Origin of the sequence: Bacillus sp. B1-b2 (genome assembly GCF_009183415.1) — a bacterium.
Taxonomy (GTDB): Bacteria; Bacillota; Bacilli; order Bacillales; family Cytobacillaceae; genus Niallia.
Genome location: NZ_WEHU01000022.1, coordinates 33,984 through 47,354, shown reverse-complemented (window position 1 = coordinate 47,354; position 13,371 = coordinate 33,984). Strand labels below are relative to the sequence as shown.

Genomic DNA, 13,371 nt, shown 5'->3' with positions numbered 1-13,371 from the left:
TTTTGTTGAAAATATGAGCCTATTAAGCATTCAAACGATAACTTTATCAGTCATCTTTTCTTAAGCCTAAACCAAGCTCTTCTAATTTATGTTTTACTTCTTCAAGAGATTTTCTACCTAAGTTTCTAACCTTCATCATATCTTCTTCCGTCTTACTAGCCAATTCTTGTACTGTATTAATGCCAGCACGTTTTAAGCAATTATAAGAACGAACAGAAAGATCTAACTCTTCAATTGTCATCTCAAGAACTTTCTCTTTTTGATCTTCTTCTTTTTCTACCATAATCTCAGCATTTTGTGCTTCATCAGTTAAACCAACAAAGATATTCAAATGCTCAGTTAAAATCTTTGCACCAAGTGCAATAGCATCTTGAGGACCTGTACTACCGTCAGTCCACACGTCTAAAGTTAACTTATCATAATTAGTCAATTGACCAACACGAGTATTCTCTACTTGATAATTAACACGAGAAACTGGTGTATAGATAGAATCTATAGGAATTACACCAATAGGTTGATCTTCACGTTTATTCTGCTCAGCAGGTGTATATCCACGACCACGCTTAGCTGTTAAACGCATACGGAAGTTTCCGTTATTACCTAAAGTTGCGATATGAAGATCTGGATTTAAGACCTCTACATCACTATCATGTGTAATATCAGCTGCAGTTACTATCCCAGCACCTTGCATATCAATCTCTAAAGTTTTTTCATCATCAGAGTATATTTTCAATGCTAGTTTTTTGATGTTCAATATGATAGCTGTAACATCTTCTACGACGCCTTCAATTGTTGAGAACTCATGAAGTACTCCATCAATTTGAATGGATGTGACAGCGGCACCTGGCAGTGAGGATAAAAGAATACGACGTAAGGAGTTACCCAAAGTAGTACCATATCCACGCTCAAGTGGCTCTACGACAAATTTACCGTATTTGGCTTCATCGTTGATCTCAACCGTTTCGATTTTTGGTTTTTCTATTTCGATCATCAAAATATACCCTCCTTCAAAACGTCGAAACCTCGGTTAAGCTTAACCGAAATTCCCCATGTTTACGTTCCCGCATGTGCACAACAACTGGGTTAATAAATCTGTACGGGCTTCTAAAAAGTTTTAGTCATATCCCATTATAGACAAGGATACAAAAATTATACAGAAAAATTAAACTCGGCGACGTTTAGGTGGTCGGCAACCATTATGAGGAACTGGAGTTACGTCTCTGATAGCAGTAACTTCAAGACCTGCAGCTTGAAGTGAACGAATTGCAGCTTCACGACCTGCACCTGGTCCTTTAACTGTTACTTCTAAAGTTTTCATACCGTGTTCCATAGAAGCTTTTGCAGCTGTTTCAGCAGCCATTTGAGCAGCGAATGGAGTCGATTTACGAGAACCTCTAAATCCAAGAGCACCAGCACTTGACCATGAAAGAGCATTTCCATGAACGTCAGTAATAGTTACGATTGTATTATTGAAAGTTGAACGAATATGAGCAATACCTGACTCAATATTCTTTTTAACACGACGTTTACGTGTATTAGTTTTACGTGCCATTATATTGTACCTCCTTTACCGATTATTTTTTCTTGTTAGCTACAGTCTTACGAGGACCTTTGCGTGTACGAGCATTATTTTTCGTGTTTTGTCCACGAACTGGTAAGCCACGACGGTGACGAAGACCACGATAACAACCAATTTCCATTAGACGCTTAATATTAAGAGAGATTTCACGACGAAGATCTCCTTCTACTTTCAAACGATCAATGATATCACGGATTTTGTTTAATTCATCTTCCGTTAAATCACGAACGCGTGTATCTTCAGAAACACCAGCTTCTGCTAATACTTTTTGTGCAGTAATTTTACCAATACCGTAAATGTATGTTAAAGATATTACTACGCGTTTTTCACGTGGAATATCCACACCAGCAATACGTGCCATCTATATGCGCACCTCCTTGTTATTAACCTTGTTTTTGTTTATGTTTAGGGTTTTCACAGATAACCATAACTTTTCCACGTCTGCGGATAACTTTACATTTCTCGCAGATTGGTTTAACAGATGGTCTAACTTTCATTATCCTAACCTCCTTGATAGTACGGAGTGCAATCAGATTATTTGAAGCGGTAAGTAATTCTTCCGCGAGTCAAGTCATATGGAGATAACTCAACCGTTACTTTATCACCAGGTAAAATACGGATGAAGTGCATACGAATTTTACCAGAAACGTGAGCCAATACAGTATGACCATTTTCTAATTCTACCTTAAACATGGCGTTCGGCAAAGTTTCAGTGATTGTGCCTTCAATTTCGATTACATCGTCTTTAGCCATCGAATATCGCTCCTTTCCTTTAAAAAATACGAGATCCAACTTAACTAATATAGCAAAGTGTAGCTCTTCTTTGTCACACGACAGGTGAAAATAAAACTACTCTGAACTGCTCATATAATATAATAAGTATGCATTTAACTGCAACTAATTGATTATAACATATGAGTAGACTTTCGTCCGCTATTAATCATAAAAATTTATAATTAAGGCAAAACAATCTTCATTTGAGTTGAATATCACCAAACTCGGCCCATTGTTAGATATACAATTCTAAAAAGAATGAATATCTATCATTCTTATCATAACTGCACACTATCAGTAGCTTTTGTCTAATCGTATTTAGTGAATAAAAGATTTATATGGTCCATGCTAGTTCTAAACAAAAAAGAGGATGTCTTTCATGAGTCTAACCTTAAATATGTTAACACATACTCTCTTTCACATGAAAAGCCAAGGATTCGCATTCAAGGGAATTTTTTTGGAGTTATCGATAACGCACACCTGGTCTAATACCTTATGTCCATAATAGAAAGAATAATAGTTACATTACCTTATCACTAATAGATAAAAAAGCAATTCAAGCGGAGTTACCATGAAATCCAAAATACTCTGCACCAATTATCTAAATTGATTAATCTTATAACGAAGATAAACATGTTAAAATAACATGGTTATGCTTTTTTTGTTTCAGATATAACCATGAAAATTATTATACCTTTTGAAAAAAGGAAATGCATCATGTTTAGGAATAAACTCCTTAGCCATTTCATCCCAATTCTTCTATTTATTAACTCTGATTCAATTCCATGCTAGTTAACAGATTAGTCAAAGCAAAAGTTTATATGATTTGATTAGTTTAAAGTGCTTAGTAACTCATCAAGATCTAAAAATACTTTTTCAATATCTTGTTGACCATCAATATTACGAAGATAGCCTTTTGATTCGTAAAAATCAAGTAATGGTTGTGACTGCTTAATATTAACTTCTAAACGATTCTTAACAGTTGCTTCGTTATCATCAGCACGTTGGTATAATTCCCCACCACAACGATCACAAGTATCAGGTGTAGTTGGTGGATTAAATACTAAATGATACGTAGCTCCGCAGCTTTTGCAAATACGACGACCTGTTAAACGTTCCATTAATATCTCTTGATCTACTTGTACATTCACTACATAATCAAGTTTTTTGCTTAAACCAGACAAAATATCTTCTAAAGCTTCAGCTTGAGGAACTGTGCGAGGAAAACCATCTAATAGAAAACCTTTCTCACAATCAGCTTTACTAAGTCTTTCACGAACAATCCCAATGGTAACTTCATCAGGAACTAATTCGCCTTTATCCATAAAAGATTTTGCTTTTAGTCCAAGTTCTGTTTCTTCTTTCATTGCAGCACGGAACATGTCACCAGTTGAGATATGAGGGATGCCATATTTCTCGACAATCTTCTCGGCTTGTGTACCTTTACCTGCACCAGGGAGTCCCATTAAGACTAAATTCATGCGTATTCCCCCTATAGTCTCTATAGTCTCTTTGCATAAAATTCAAGGGACATACGTCCCTGAAATTATGCTATTTAATAAAACCTTTATAGTGACGTTTAACTAGTTGTGATTCTAGTTGTTTCATCGTCTCCAATGCAACACCTACTACGATAATGATACTAGTTCCACCAATCTGCACTGATTGAGGTAAACCTGCAATCTTGATGAAGAAAACTGGAAGTATCGCTATTGCAGCTAAAAATAATGCACCAACTAATGTTAAACGAGATAGAACACGTGATAAATATTCCTGCGTACTTTTACCTGGTCTAATACCTGGTATATATCCACCTTGCTTTTTCAAGTTCTCTGCCACTTGTTCAGGATTCACTTGAATGAAAGCATAGAAGTATGTGAACGCAAGAATTAGTACTGTATATAATATCATTCCAACTGGATGCGTATAATCAAATACTGTTTGTATCCATGTTGTTACGTTGTTTGATGGAAAGAATGACGCAACTGTTCTTGGAGTAACCAAGAAGGAAACTGCAAAAATAACAGGAATAACACCAGCAGAGTTAACTTTCAACGGTAGATGAGTCGATTGTCCACCTGTACTGTTATTACCATTTGCCACTCTTTTTGCATATTGAATAGGTATCTTTCTAATAGCTTGCTGAATGAAAATTACTCCTACCACAATTGCAATTGCTGCAATAATGATTAAAAGAACTGTTGCTATTCTAAGGAATAATTGATCACCTGGGTTGTCAAACTGCTGTGCATAGATTTGGTTAGCAATAGATGGAATACCTGCAGCAATACCTGCAAATATGATAATGGATATACCATTTCCAACACCTTTAGATGTTATTAGTTCACCTAACCACATTAAAAAGGCTGTTCCTGCTGTTAGTACTATAGAAATAACTAAGTACGAAGTAAATCCAGGTTTTGTAATCAATGACCCACCAGCCAGATTATTAAAACCATATGACATACCAAAACCTTGGATAAGTGCTAAGACAATTGTAAAATAACGCGTAAACTGCGTTAATTTTCTTCTCCCAGCCTCACCTTGTTTTGCCCACTCCGTAAATTTTGGAACTACATCCATTTGTAATAAGCTTACAATGATTGATGCAGTAATATACGGCATGATACCCATTGCAAGAATCGAGAAGTTTTGTAGTGCTCCACCACCGAAAGTATTTAATACTCCGAAAGCACTAAAAGCATCTTGAGCTTTTAGAAAGTCTGCATTTACATAAGGTACTGGAATAAATGTACCTATTCTAAAGACTATCAACATTAATAGGGTGAATATGATTTTTCGTCTTATTTCACCCACGCGCATAAAATTGGAGATTGTCTGAAACATCAGATCACCTCTGTTTGTCCGCCAGCAGCTTCAATAGCTTCTTTTGCAGCAGAGGAGAATTTATGAGCTTTTACTGTAAGCTTTTTCTCTACTTTACCAGATGCAAGAATTTTGATTCCTGCTCTTTCGTTACTTACAACACCTGTTTCGATTAGAAGTTCTGGAGTTACTTCTGTTCCATCTTCAAAACGATTTAAAGTGTCTAAATTAACGATTGCATATTCTTTACGGTTGATGTTTGTAAAACCACGTTTTGGTAAACGACGGAATAAAGGAGTTTGACCACCTTCAAATCCTGGTCTTACACCCCCACCTGAACGTGCATTTTGACCTTTATGACCTTTACCAGCAGTCTTACCATTACCTGAACCGATACCGCGCCCTTTGCGTTTGCGCTCTTGACGAGAACCTTCTGCAGGTTTTAATTCATGAAGTTTCATATTGGCACCTCCTTATTTGAAGAAGAATGTATTTTAGTTTTCTGTAACAGTTACAAGATGTGATACTTTATTGATCATACCACGGATAGCAGCATTATCTTGTTGCTCAACTGTTTGGTTTACTTTACGTAATCCTAATGCTTTAACTGTTTCGCGTTGGTCTTGTGGACGACCAATTACGCTTTTAGTGAGGGTAATTTCCAGTTTGTTTGCCATCTAATTTCCCTCCTTATCCTAACAGTTCTTCTACTGATTTTCCACGTAACTTCGCTACGTCTTCAGCACGTTTTAATTGTTTTAAACCGTCTAAAGTTGCACGAACCATGTTAATTGGTGTGTTTGTACCTAGTGATTTAGATAAGATATCTGCAACACCAGCTAATTCAAGCACAGCACGTACTGGACCACCAGCGATAACCCCAGTACCTTCAGAAGCAGGTTTTAAAAGGATCTCACCAGCTCCGAAATGTCCGATTACTTCGTGTGGAATTGTAGTACCAACCATTGGTACTGCAATTAGATTTTTCTTCGCATCTTCTACAGCTTTGCGAATAGCATCTGGTACTTCTTGAGCTTTACCAGTACCAAAACCAACGTTACCATTTCTGTCCCCAACTACTACTAGAGCAGAGAAACGAAAACGACGTCCACCTTTAACAACTTTCGCTACACGGTTAACTGTAACTACGCGTTCTTCAAGTTCAAGTTTGTTTGGATCAATACGACGCATCTTTTTATGTCCCTCCTTTGTCTATTAAAATTCTAGGCCGTTTTCACGAGCAGCATCAGCTAAAGCTTTTACGCGACCATGATATAAATATCCACCGCGGTCGAATACTACTTCTTTGACACCTTTTTCTACAGCACGTTTAGCTACTAATGCACCGATTGCTACAGCAGCATCTACGTTACTAGTAGATTCTAGGTTAAGCTCTTTATCTAATGAAGATGCACTTGCGATTGTTACGCCATTAACATCATCTATAAGTTGAGCGTAAATGTGTTTACTTGAACGGAACACATTTAAACGAGGACGAGCTTGAGTACCGCTAAGTTTAGAACGCACACGTGCGTGTCTTTTCTTACGGACTTGATTTTTATCAGCCTTCGTAATCATTAAGGTCACTCCTTTCGTTTACCTAAGCGGCATTACTTACCAGTTTTACCTTCTTTTCTACGTACAAATTCGCCTTCATAACGAATACCTTTACCTTTATAAGGCTCTGGTGGGCGAACGTCACGGATGTTAGCAGCAAGTGCGCCAACACGTTCTTTGTTTGTACCTTTTACAACTACTTTTGTAGCAGATGGTACTTCGATTTCAATACCAGCTTCTGGCTCGATTTCTACTGGATGAGAGTAACCAACATTCAATACAAGTTTAGTTCCTTGTTTTTGAGCACGGTAACCTACACCAATTAGTTCAAGACCTCTTTCGAAACCTTTAGAAACACCCTCAACCATGTTAGCTAACAATGCGCGAGTTGTTCCATGTAATGCACGATGTTCCTTCGCATCAGAAGGACGTGTTACATTAATCACGTTCTCTTCAACACTAATAGCAATATCAGAGTTAAAAGTACGAGTTAATTCACCTTTAGGACCTTTAACCGTTACAGTACTGTTTTCAATAGTAACTGTAACGCCTGCTGGTACTTCGATTGGTTTTTTACCTACACGAGACATTTAGTTGCACCTCCATTCATTTAAAACATTATTACCAAACGTATGCTAATACTTCTCCGCCAACTTGTTTAGCACGAGCTTCTTTATCAGTAATTACTCCTTGTGAAGTAGAAACTAATGCAATACCAAGACCGTTTAATACACGTGGTACTTCTGTTGCTTTTGCATAAACACGAAGACCAGGTTTACTAATTCTTTTAAGTCCAGTAATTACTCGTTCATTGCTTGAACCGTATTTTAAGAAAATGCGGATGATACCTTGTTTATTATCTTCGATATATTCAACATCACGTACAAAACCTTCACGCTTAAGGATTTCAGCGATTTCTTTTTTGATATTAGAAGCAGGAACTTCTAACTTATCGTGACGAACCATATTCGCGTTACGGATTCTAGTAAGCAAATCTGCAATTGGATCTGTCATAACCATTTGTATTAACCTCCTTCCCAATATTGGGTTTTACCAGCTAGCTTTTTTCACACCAGGAATTTGTCCCTTATATGCTAATTCACGGAAACAAATACGGCAAAGCTTAAATTTACGGTACACAGAATGTGGACGACCACAACGTTCGCAACGTGTATATTCTTGTACTTTGTATTTAGGCGTGCGTTTTTGTTTCGCAATCATTGACTTCTTAGCCACATTTTCGCCTCCCTCTAATTAGAGATTACTTTTGGAACGGCATTCCAAATTGAGTTAACAGTTCACGAGCCTCTTCGTCTGTTTTTGCAGTAGTAACGATAACAATATCCATACCTCTAACTTTGTTTACTTTATCGTAATCAATTTCAGGGAAGATCAATTGTTCTTTTACACCTAAAGTGTAGTTACCGCGTCCATCAAAAGACTTTTTAGAAATACCACGGAAGTCACGTACACGTGGAAGTGATACAGATACTAATTTGTCAAAAAATTCGTACATGCGCTCTCCACGAAGAGTAACTTTTGCACCGATAGGCATACCTTCACGAAGACGGAAACCTGCGATAGACTTTTTAGCACGAGTGATTACTGGTTTTTGTCCAGTAATTTGTGATAATTCATCAACAGCAACATCTAACGCTTTAGCATTAGCTACTGCATCACCAACACCCATGTTAATAACGATTTTTTCTAATTTTGGAACTTCCATAACTGATTTATAGTTAAACTTGCTCATAAGAGCTGGAGTAGTTTCTTTAAGAAATTTTTCTTTTAGGCGGTTCATTCATAGTACCTCCCTTCTTCATTAGACTATTTATCTAGAACTTCACCGGATTTTTTCGCTACGCGTACATTTTTACCATCAACTGTTTTAGATCCTACGCGAGTAGGTTCACCAGTTTTAGGGTCGATAGGCATAACGTTGGATACATGAATAGCAGCTTCCTGGTCCATGATTCCACCTTGTGGATTCAATTGGGATGGCTTAGCGTGTTTCTTAACTATATTGATTCCTTCAACAACCACACGGTCTTTTTTAGGGAATGCAGCAAGAATTACACCTGTTTTGCCTTTATCCTTACCAGAGATGACCATTACTTTGTCACCTTTTTTAACATGCATCTGTTCGCACCTCCTTAAAGGCAATTAAATTTATATTATAGTACTTCTGGAGCTAGTGAGACGATCTTCATAAAGTTGTTGTCGCGTAGTTCGCGTGCAACTGGTCCAAAGATACGAGTTCCACGTGGACTCTTATCATCACGGATAATTACACATGCGTTTTCATCGAAACGAATGTAAGTACCGTCTGCACGACGAACACCACTTTTAGTTCTAACGACTACTGCTTTTACTACATCACCTTTTTTAACAACGCCACCTGGTGTTGCTTGTTTCACCGTACAAACGATGATATCGCCGATGTTTGCAGTTTTACGTCCTGAACCACCAAGAACTTTAATAGTAAGTACTTCACGAGCACCTGAGTTGTCAGCAACTTTCAAACGTGATTCTTGTTGAATCATGTGTGTAACCTCCCTTCGGGATGCTTAATTCCGAACAATTAGATAATAACTGCTTTTTCTACTACTTCTACAAGACGGAAACGTTTTGTAGCTGATAATGGGCGAGTTTCCATAATACGTACTACATCGCCAATTTTTGCTGTGTTTAGCTCATCGTGAGCTTTATACTTCTTAGAGTATTTAACGCGTTTGCCATATAGTGCGTGCTTTTTGTATGTTTCAACAACAACTGAGATGGTTTTATCCATTTTATCAGAAACAACACGACCAGTATAAACTTTGCGTTGATTACGTTCGCTCATTTTACGAACCTCCTCTCAACTTATCGATTGTTAACGCCGATTTCTCTCTCACGAATAACTGTCTTCATTCGAGCAATCGCTTTGCGTACTTCACGAATGCGAGCTGTATTTTCAAGTTGACCAGTCGCTAATTGAAAGCGAAGGTTGAAAAGCTCTTCTTTTAAGGATTTAACTTTTTGTTCAATTTCTGCAGTGGTAAGGTCACGAATTTCATTAGCTTTCATTAGATTCACCACCAATTTCTTCACGTTTTACAAACTTACATTTAACAGGAAGTTTGTGCGCTGCAAGACGAAGTGCTTCACGTGCGATCTCTTCAGATACACCAGCAACTTCAAACATAATTTTTCCAGGCTTTACAACTGCTACCCAACCTTCAGGAGCACCCTTACCGGAACCCATTCGGACTTCTAGAGGCTTAGCAGTATAAGGCTTATGAGGGAAAATTTTAATCCAAACTTTACCGCCACGTTTCATGTAACGAGTCATTGCGATACGTGCAGATTCGATTTGACGGTTAGTAATCCAAGAAGCTTCTAAAGATTGTAAACCATATTCACCGAATGCTACTTCTGTACCACCTTTTGCTTGACCGCGCATTTTTCCACGGTGTACACGACGATATTTTACACGTTTAGGTAGTAACATATTATTTGCCTCCTTCCACAGTTTTCTTCTTAGTTGGAAGGATCTCTCCACGATAGATCCAAACTTTAACTCCTAATTTACCATAGGTAGTATCAGCTTCAGCAGTTGCATAATCAATATCAGCACGAAGAGTATGCAATGGAACTGTTCCTTCGCTATAAGATTCAGAACGAGCGATATCTGCTCCGCCTAAACGACCTGATACCATAGTTTTAATACCTTTAGCTCCTGATCTCATTGAACGTTGGATAGCTTGTTTTTGAGCACGACGGAAAGATACACGGTTTTCTAGTTGGCGAGCAATATTCTCAGCAACAAGTTTTGCATCCATGTCTGCTTTTTTAATTTCAAGAATGTTTATGTGTACACGTTTGCCAGTAAGTGAGTTTAATGCTTTACGTAAAGCTTCAACTTCTGTACCACCTTTACCGATAACCATACCTGGTTTAGCAGTGTGGATAGTAACATTAAGACGATTAGCAGCACGCTCGATTTCTACTTTAGAAACTGAAGCATCGCTTAGGCGCTTTGTAATATACTCACGTACTTTAAGGTCTTCGTGTAAAAGATCAGCATAGTCTTTACCTGCGAACCATTTAGATTCCCAATCACGGATGATCCCGACACGCAAACCGACTGGATTTACTTTTTGACCCACTAATTACCCCTCCTTTTTTTCTGATACAACGATAGTGATGTGGCTAGTACGTTTGTTGATTTGACTTGCACGACCCATCGCACGTGGACGGAATCTTTTAAGTGTAGGTCCTTCATTTACGTATGCTTGCTCAACCACTAGGTTATTAATATCCATTTCGTAGTTATGCTCTGCGTTAGCAATAGCAGATTTTAACACTTTTTCTACGATCGGTGAAGCAGCTTTTGGAGTTAACTTCAAAATTGCTACCGCTTCGCCAACTTGCTTACCTCGAATTAAATCTACGACTAAACGAGCTTTACGAGGAGCAATACGAACTGTATTTGCAACAGCTTTAGCTTGCATTATGATGCCCTCCTCTCATTAACGTCTTGTTTTCTTATCGTCACTTGCATGACCTTTGTAAGTACGACTTGGAGCAAATTCTCCTAGCTTATGACCTACCATATCTTCAGTAACGTATACTGGTACATGTTTACGACCATCATATACTGCAATTGTTTGACCGATAAATTGTGGGAAGATTGTAGAACGACGAGACCAAGTTTTAATAACTTGTTTCTTTTCAGAATCACTTAATTTTTCGATCTTTGTTAGCAAATGATCATCAACAAAAGGCCCTTTTTTTAAGCTGCGACCCATATTGGAACCTCCCTTCGTGATTGTGCTACGGTTCTATCATTGAACCGTAGTTCAACCCCGTTATTTTTTACGGTTACGTACAATAAATTTATCTGATTTGTTTTTCTTTTTACGAGTCTTGAATCCAAGAGTAGGTTTACCCCATGGAGACATTGGTGATTTACGTCCGATTGGAGCGCGTCCTTCACCACCACCGTGTGGATGGTCGTTAGGGTTCATTACAGATCCACGTACAGTTGGGCGTTTACCTAACCAACGAGAACGACCTGCTTTACCAATTTTGATTAGTTCGTGTTGTTCATTACCAACTTGACCAATAGATGCACGGCAAGTAGCAAGAATTAGGCGAACTTCACCAGAATTTAAACGTACAAGTACGTATTTACCTTCTTTACCAAGTACTTGAGCACTTGTTCCAGCAGAGCGAACTAATTGTCCACCTTTACCTGGTTTTAACTCGATGTTGTGGATAACTGTACCAACTGGAATGTTGATAAGTGGTAATGCATTACCTGGCTTGATATCAGCCTCAGGTCCTGACATAACTTCTAATCCAACTTCTAAATTTTTAGGTGCAAGAATGTAGCGTTTTTCACCATCTACATAATTGATTAACGCGATATTAGCAGATCTATTTGGATCATACTCAATTGTAGCAACGCGTCCTGGAATGCCATCTTTGTCACGTTTAAAATCGATTACACGATATTGACGCTTATGACCTCCACCTTGATGACGAACTGTTAACTTACCTTGGTTGTTACGGCCGCCTTTTCTGTGTAAAGGAGCTAATAGTGACTTTTCTGGAGTACTTGTAGTGATTTCACTAAAGTCAGAAGAAGTCATATTGCGTCGACCATTAGAGGTAGGTTTATACTTCTTAATCGCCATTTGTTTTCCCTCCTCTTCTTAATAATGTATTTTAAGCTTCGAAAAATTCGATTTCTTTGCTATCAGCTGTTAATTTAACAATTGCTTTACGACGTTTGTTTGTATAACCTCCGAAACGTCCCATACGCTTGAACTTACCTTTGTAATTCATGATGTTAACTTTTTCAACTTTTACGCCAAAGATTTCTTCAACAGCATCTTTAACTTGAGTTTTATTAGCTCTAACATCAACTTCAAACGTATATTTCTTATCAACCATTAAATCAGTAGAACGTTCAGTGATTACGGGGCGCTTAATCGTTTCGCGTGCATCCATTATGCAAGCACCTCCTCTACTTTTTCAACCGCTGCTTTAGTCATGATTAATTTATCATGATTTAAAACATCTAAAACTGTGATTCCAGAAGCAGTGATAACTGTTACACCTGGAATGTTACGAGCAGATAATGCTACATTCTCATCTAGGTCAGCAGTTACGATTAGTGCTTTTTTCTCAACAGAAAGATTACCTAATACAGCTTTGAAATCTTTTGTTTTAGGTGCATCAAAAGCAAGGTTTTGTAATACTAAAACATTTTCTTCTAATGCTTTAGTAGATAGTGCAGATTTAATTGCTAATCTACGAACTTTTTTAGGTAATTTGTAGCTGTAGCTACGTGGAGTTGGTCCGAATACAGTACCACCACCACGCCATTGTGGAGATCTGATAGATCCTTGACGTGCACGTCCTGTACCTTTTTGGCGCCATGGCTTACGTCCGCCACCTCTTACCTCAGAACGGATTTTAGTTTTATGAGTTCCTTGACGTAAAGAAGCTCTTTGCATAACAACTGCTTCAAATAAAACATGGTTGTTAGGCTCAATTCCAAATACAGCATCATTTAACTGGATTTCTCCGTTTTGAGTACCGTCTTGGTTGAATAATGCAACTTTAGGCATTCTTATTTCCTC

General features: G+C 37.9%; 26 protein-coding genes. All 26 read right to left on the bottom strand.

The window, feature by feature from the left end; translation table 11 throughout:
* Positions 1-46: 46 nt before the first annotated feature.
* The 26 genes from F9279_RS18465 to rplD all read right to left on the bottom strand — a co-directional run bounded on the left by F9279_RS18465 (position 47) and on the right by rplD (position 13,359).
* Complete coding sequence (locus F9279_RS18465) at positions 47-991, bottom strand: DNA-directed RNA polymerase subunit alpha (protein WP_152115762.1); 945 nt, start codon at positions 989-991, stop codon at positions 47-49.
* 171 nt (positions 992-1,162) lie between these two features.
* A complete protein-coding gene (gene rpsK, locus F9279_RS18460; protein ID WP_152115718.1) occupies positions 1,163-1,552 on the bottom strand; it encodes a 30S ribosomal protein S11 in 390 nt (129 codons plus the stop codon).
* A gap of 22 nt (positions 1,553-1,574) precedes the next feature.
* Positions 1,575-1,940 carry a 30S ribosomal protein S13 gene (gene rpsM / locus F9279_RS18455; protein ID WP_152115716.1) on the bottom strand — a complete coding sequence of 122 codons (366 nt, stop codon included), beginning with the start codon at positions 1,938-1,940 and terminating at the stop codon, positions 1,575-1,577.
* Between the two features lie 22 nt (positions 1,941-1,962).
* Complete coding sequence (rpmJ, locus tag F9279_RS18450) at positions 1,963-2,076, bottom strand: 50S ribosomal protein L36 (protein WP_000868344.1); 114 nt, start codon at positions 2,074-2,076, stop codon at positions 1,963-1,965.
* 37 nt (positions 2,077-2,113) lie between these two features.
* Positions 2,114-2,332: a translation initiation factor IF-1 gene (gene infA / locus F9279_RS18445; RefSeq protein WP_016204578.1), complete on the bottom strand. Its 219-nt coding sequence runs from the start codon at positions 2,330-2,332 to the stop codon at positions 2,114-2,116.
* An 851-nt stretch (positions 2,333-3,183) separates the two neighbouring features.
* Positions 3,184-3,834 carry an adenylate kinase gene (locus F9279_RS18440; RefSeq protein ID WP_152115714.1) on the bottom strand — a complete coding sequence of 217 codons (651 nt, stop codon included), beginning with the start codon at positions 3,832-3,834 and terminating at the stop codon, positions 3,184-3,186.
* Between the two features lie 70 nt (positions 3,835-3,904).
* Complete coding sequence (secY, locus tag F9279_RS18435; protein WP_152115712.1) at positions 3,905-5,200, bottom strand: preprotein translocase subunit SecY; 1,296 nt, start codon at positions 5,198-5,200, stop codon at positions 3,905-3,907.
* On the bottom strand, positions 5,200-5,640 hold the full coding sequence (gene rplO, locus F9279_RS18430) for a 50S ribosomal protein L15 (protein WP_152115710.1): 441 nt from the start codon (positions 5,638-5,640) through the stop codon (positions 5,200-5,202). The genes secY and rplO overlap by 1 nt, the downstream gene beginning before the upstream one ends.
* 33 nt (positions 5,641-5,673) lie before the next feature.
* Positions 5,674-5,856 (bottom strand): 50S ribosomal protein L30, encoded by a 183-nt coding sequence (gene rpmD / locus F9279_RS18425; RefSeq protein WP_152115708.1) that lies wholly within the window; start codon positions 5,854-5,856, stop codon positions 5,674-5,676.
* Positions 5,857-5,869: 13 nt separating this feature from the next.
* On the bottom strand, positions 5,870-6,370 hold the full coding sequence (gene rpsE / locus F9279_RS18420; RefSeq protein ID WP_152115706.1) for a 30S ribosomal protein S5: 501 nt from the start codon (positions 6,368-6,370) through the stop codon (positions 5,870-5,872).
* Positions 6,371-6,394: 24 nt separating this feature from the next.
* Positions 6,395-6,757: a 50S ribosomal protein L18 gene (gene rplR / locus F9279_RS18415; protein WP_152115704.1), complete on the bottom strand. Its 363-nt coding sequence runs from the start codon at positions 6,755-6,757 to the stop codon at positions 6,395-6,397.
* Between the two features lie 32 nt (positions 6,758-6,789).
* Positions 6,790-7,326 carry a 50S ribosomal protein L6 gene (rplF, locus tag F9279_RS18410; RefSeq protein WP_152115702.1) on the bottom strand — a complete coding sequence of 179 codons (537 nt, stop codon included), beginning with the start codon at positions 7,324-7,326 and terminating at the stop codon, positions 6,790-6,792.
* Positions 7,327-7,357: 31 nt separating this feature from the next.
* A complete protein-coding gene (gene rpsH / locus F9279_RS18405) occupies positions 7,358-7,756 on the bottom strand; it encodes a 30S ribosomal protein S8 (protein ID WP_152115700.1) in 399 nt (132 codons plus the stop codon).
* 30 nt (positions 7,757-7,786) lie between these two features.
* The gene (gene rpsN, locus F9279_RS18400; RefSeq protein WP_009499044.1) at positions 7,787-7,972 is read right to left on the bottom strand and encodes a 30S ribosomal protein S14; all 186 of its coding nucleotides are present in this window, start codon (positions 7,970-7,972) and stop codon (positions 7,787-7,789) included.
* 25 nt (positions 7,973-7,997) lie between these two features.
* Entirely contained in the window at positions 7,998-8,537 is a 540-nt protein-coding gene (rplE, locus tag F9279_RS18395) for a 50S ribosomal protein L5 (protein WP_152115698.1), read from the bottom strand.
* A 26-nt stretch (positions 8,538-8,563) separates the two neighbouring features.
* Positions 8,564-8,875 carry a 50S ribosomal protein L24 gene (gene rplX / locus F9279_RS18390; RefSeq protein ID WP_152115696.1) on the bottom strand — a complete coding sequence of 104 codons (312 nt, stop codon included), beginning with the start codon at positions 8,873-8,875 and terminating at the stop codon, positions 8,564-8,566.
* Positions 8,876-8,910: 35 nt separating this feature from the next.
* Positions 8,911-9,279, bottom strand: a complete 369-nt coding sequence (gene rplN / locus F9279_RS18385; protein ID WP_152115694.1) for a 50S ribosomal protein L14 — start codon at positions 9,277-9,279, stop codon at positions 8,911-8,913.
* 38 nt (positions 9,280-9,317) lie between these two features.
* Positions 9,318-9,581, bottom strand: coding sequence for a 30S ribosomal protein S17 (gene rpsQ, locus F9279_RS18380; RefSeq protein ID WP_152115692.1), 264 nt, complete (start codon positions 9,579-9,581; stop codon positions 9,318-9,320).
* Positions 9,582-9,601: 20 nt separating this feature from the next.
* Entirely contained in the window at positions 9,602-9,805 is a 204-nt protein-coding gene (gene rpmC / locus F9279_RS18375) for a 50S ribosomal protein L29 (RefSeq protein WP_003351417.1), read from the bottom strand.
* Positions 9,795-10,229 carry a 50S ribosomal protein L16 gene (gene rplP / locus F9279_RS18370; RefSeq protein ID WP_152115690.1) on the bottom strand — a complete coding sequence of 145 codons (435 nt, stop codon included), beginning with the start codon at positions 10,227-10,229 and terminating at the stop codon, positions 9,795-9,797. The genes rpmC and rplP overlap by 11 nt, the downstream gene beginning before the upstream one ends.
* 1 nt (position 10,230) lies before the next feature.
* Entirely contained in the window at positions 10,231-10,887 is a 657-nt protein-coding gene (gene rpsC, locus F9279_RS18365) for a 30S ribosomal protein S3 (RefSeq protein ID WP_152115688.1), read from the bottom strand.
* A gap of 3 nt (positions 10,888-10,890) precedes the next feature.
* Entirely contained in the window at positions 10,891-11,232 is a 342-nt protein-coding gene (gene rplV, locus F9279_RS18360) for a 50S ribosomal protein L22 (RefSeq protein WP_127742413.1), read from the bottom strand.
* An 18-nt stretch (positions 11,233-11,250) separates the two neighbouring features.
* The gene (rpsS, locus tag F9279_RS18355) at positions 11,251-11,529 is read right to left on the bottom strand and encodes a 30S ribosomal protein S19 (RefSeq protein WP_152115686.1); all 279 of its coding nucleotides are present in this window, start codon (positions 11,527-11,529) and stop codon (positions 11,251-11,253) included.
* 60 nt (positions 11,530-11,589) lie between these two features.
* Entirely contained in the window at positions 11,590-12,420 is an 831-nt protein-coding gene (gene rplB, locus F9279_RS18350) for a 50S ribosomal protein L2 (protein ID WP_152115684.1), read from the bottom strand.
* A 31-nt stretch (positions 12,421-12,451) separates the two neighbouring features.
* Positions 12,452-12,736, bottom strand: coding sequence for a 50S ribosomal protein L23 (rplW, locus tag F9279_RS18345; protein ID WP_152115682.1), 285 nt, complete (start codon positions 12,734-12,736; stop codon positions 12,452-12,454).
* Positions 12,736-13,359: a 50S ribosomal protein L4 gene (gene rplD / locus F9279_RS18340; RefSeq protein ID WP_152115680.1), complete on the bottom strand. Its 624-nt coding sequence runs from the start codon at positions 13,357-13,359 to the stop codon at positions 12,736-12,738. The genes rplW and rplD overlap by 1 nt, the downstream gene beginning before the upstream one ends.
* Positions 13,360-13,371 lie beyond the last annotated feature (12 nt).

Excerpts from the sequence above, each read along its gene's own strand:
- F9279_RS18465 (WP_152115762.1), bottom strand. The coding sequence starts at position 991 with ATGATCGAAATAGAAAAACCAAAAATCGAAACGGTTGAGATCAACGAT.
- rpsK (WP_152115718.1), bottom strand. The coding sequence starts at position 1,552 with ATGGCACGTAAAACTAATACACGTAAACGTCGTGTTAAAAAGAATATT.
- rpsM (WP_152115716.1), bottom strand. The coding sequence starts at position 1,940 with ATGGCACGTATTGCTGGTGTGGATATTCCACGTGAAAAACGCGTAGTA.
- rpmJ (WP_000868344.1), bottom strand. The coding sequence starts at position 2,076 with ATGAAAGTTAGACCATCTGTTAAACCAATCTGCGAGAAATGTAAAGTT.
- infA (WP_016204578.1), bottom strand. The coding sequence starts at position 2,332 with ATGGCTAAAGACGATGTAATCGAAATTGAAGGCACAATCACTGAAACT.
- F9279_RS18440 (WP_152115714.1), bottom strand. The coding sequence starts at position 3,834 with ATGAATTTAGTCTTAATGGGACTCCCTGGTGCAGGTAAAGGTACACAA.
- secY (WP_152115712.1), bottom strand. The coding sequence starts at position 5,200 with ATGTTTCAGACAATCTCCAATTTTATGCGCGTGGGTGAAATAAGACGA.
- rplO (WP_152115710.1), bottom strand. The coding sequence starts at position 5,640 with ATGAAACTTCATGAATTAAAACCTGCAGAAGGTTCTCGTCAAGAGCGC.
- rpmD (WP_152115708.1), bottom strand. The coding sequence starts at position 5,856 with ATGGCAAACAAACTGGAAATTACCCTCACTAAAAGCGTAATTGGTCGT.
- rpsE (WP_152115706.1), bottom strand. The coding sequence starts at position 6,370 with ATGCGTCGTATTGATCCAAACAAACTTGAACTTGAAGAACGCGTAGTT.
- rplR (WP_152115704.1), bottom strand. The coding sequence starts at position 6,757 with ATGATTACGAAGGCTGATAAAAATCAAGTCCGTAAGAAAAGACACGCA.
- rplF (WP_152115702.1), bottom strand. The coding sequence starts at position 7,326 with ATGTCTCGTGTAGGTAAAAAACCAATCGAAGTACCAGCAGGCGTTACA.
- rpsH (WP_152115700.1), bottom strand. The coding sequence starts at position 7,756 with ATGGTTATGACAGATCCAATTGCAGATTTGCTTACTAGAATCCGTAAC.
- rplE (WP_152115698.1), bottom strand. The coding sequence starts at position 8,537 with ATGAACCGCCTAAAAGAAAAATTTCTTAAAGAAACTACTCCAGCTCTT.
- rplX (WP_152115696.1), bottom strand. The coding sequence starts at position 8,875 with ATGCATGTTAAAAAAGGTGACAAAGTAATGGTCATCTCTGGTAAGGAT.
- rplN (WP_152115694.1), bottom strand. The coding sequence starts at position 9,279 with ATGATTCAACAAGAATCACGTTTGAAAGTTGCTGACAACTCAGGTGCT.
- rpsQ (WP_152115692.1), bottom strand. The coding sequence starts at position 9,581 with ATGAGCGAACGTAATCAACGCAAAGTTTATACTGGTCGTGTTGTTTCT.
- rpmC (WP_003351417.1), bottom strand. The coding sequence starts at position 9,805 with ATGAAAGCTAATGAAATTCGTGACCTTACCACTGCAGAAATTGAACAA.
- rplP (WP_152115690.1), bottom strand. The coding sequence starts at position 10,229 with ATGTTACTACCTAAACGTGTAAAATATCGTCGTGTACACCGTGGAAAA.
- rplV (WP_127742413.1), bottom strand. The coding sequence starts at position 11,232 with ATGCAAGCTAAAGCTGTTGCAAATACAGTTCGTATTGCTCCTCGTAAA.
- rpsS (WP_152115686.1), bottom strand. The coding sequence starts at position 11,529 with ATGGGTCGCAGCTTAAAAAAAGGGCCTTTTGTTGATGATCATTTGCTA.
- rplB (WP_152115684.1), bottom strand. The coding sequence starts at position 12,420 with ATGGCGATTAAGAAGTATAAACCTACCTCTAATGGTCGACGCAATATG.
- rplW (WP_152115682.1), bottom strand. The coding sequence starts at position 12,736 with ATGGATGCACGCGAAACGATTAAGCGCCCCGTAATCACTGAACGTTCT.
- rplD (WP_152115680.1), bottom strand. The coding sequence starts at position 13,359 with ATGCCTAAAGTTGCATTATTCAACCAAGACGGTACTCAAAACGGAGAA.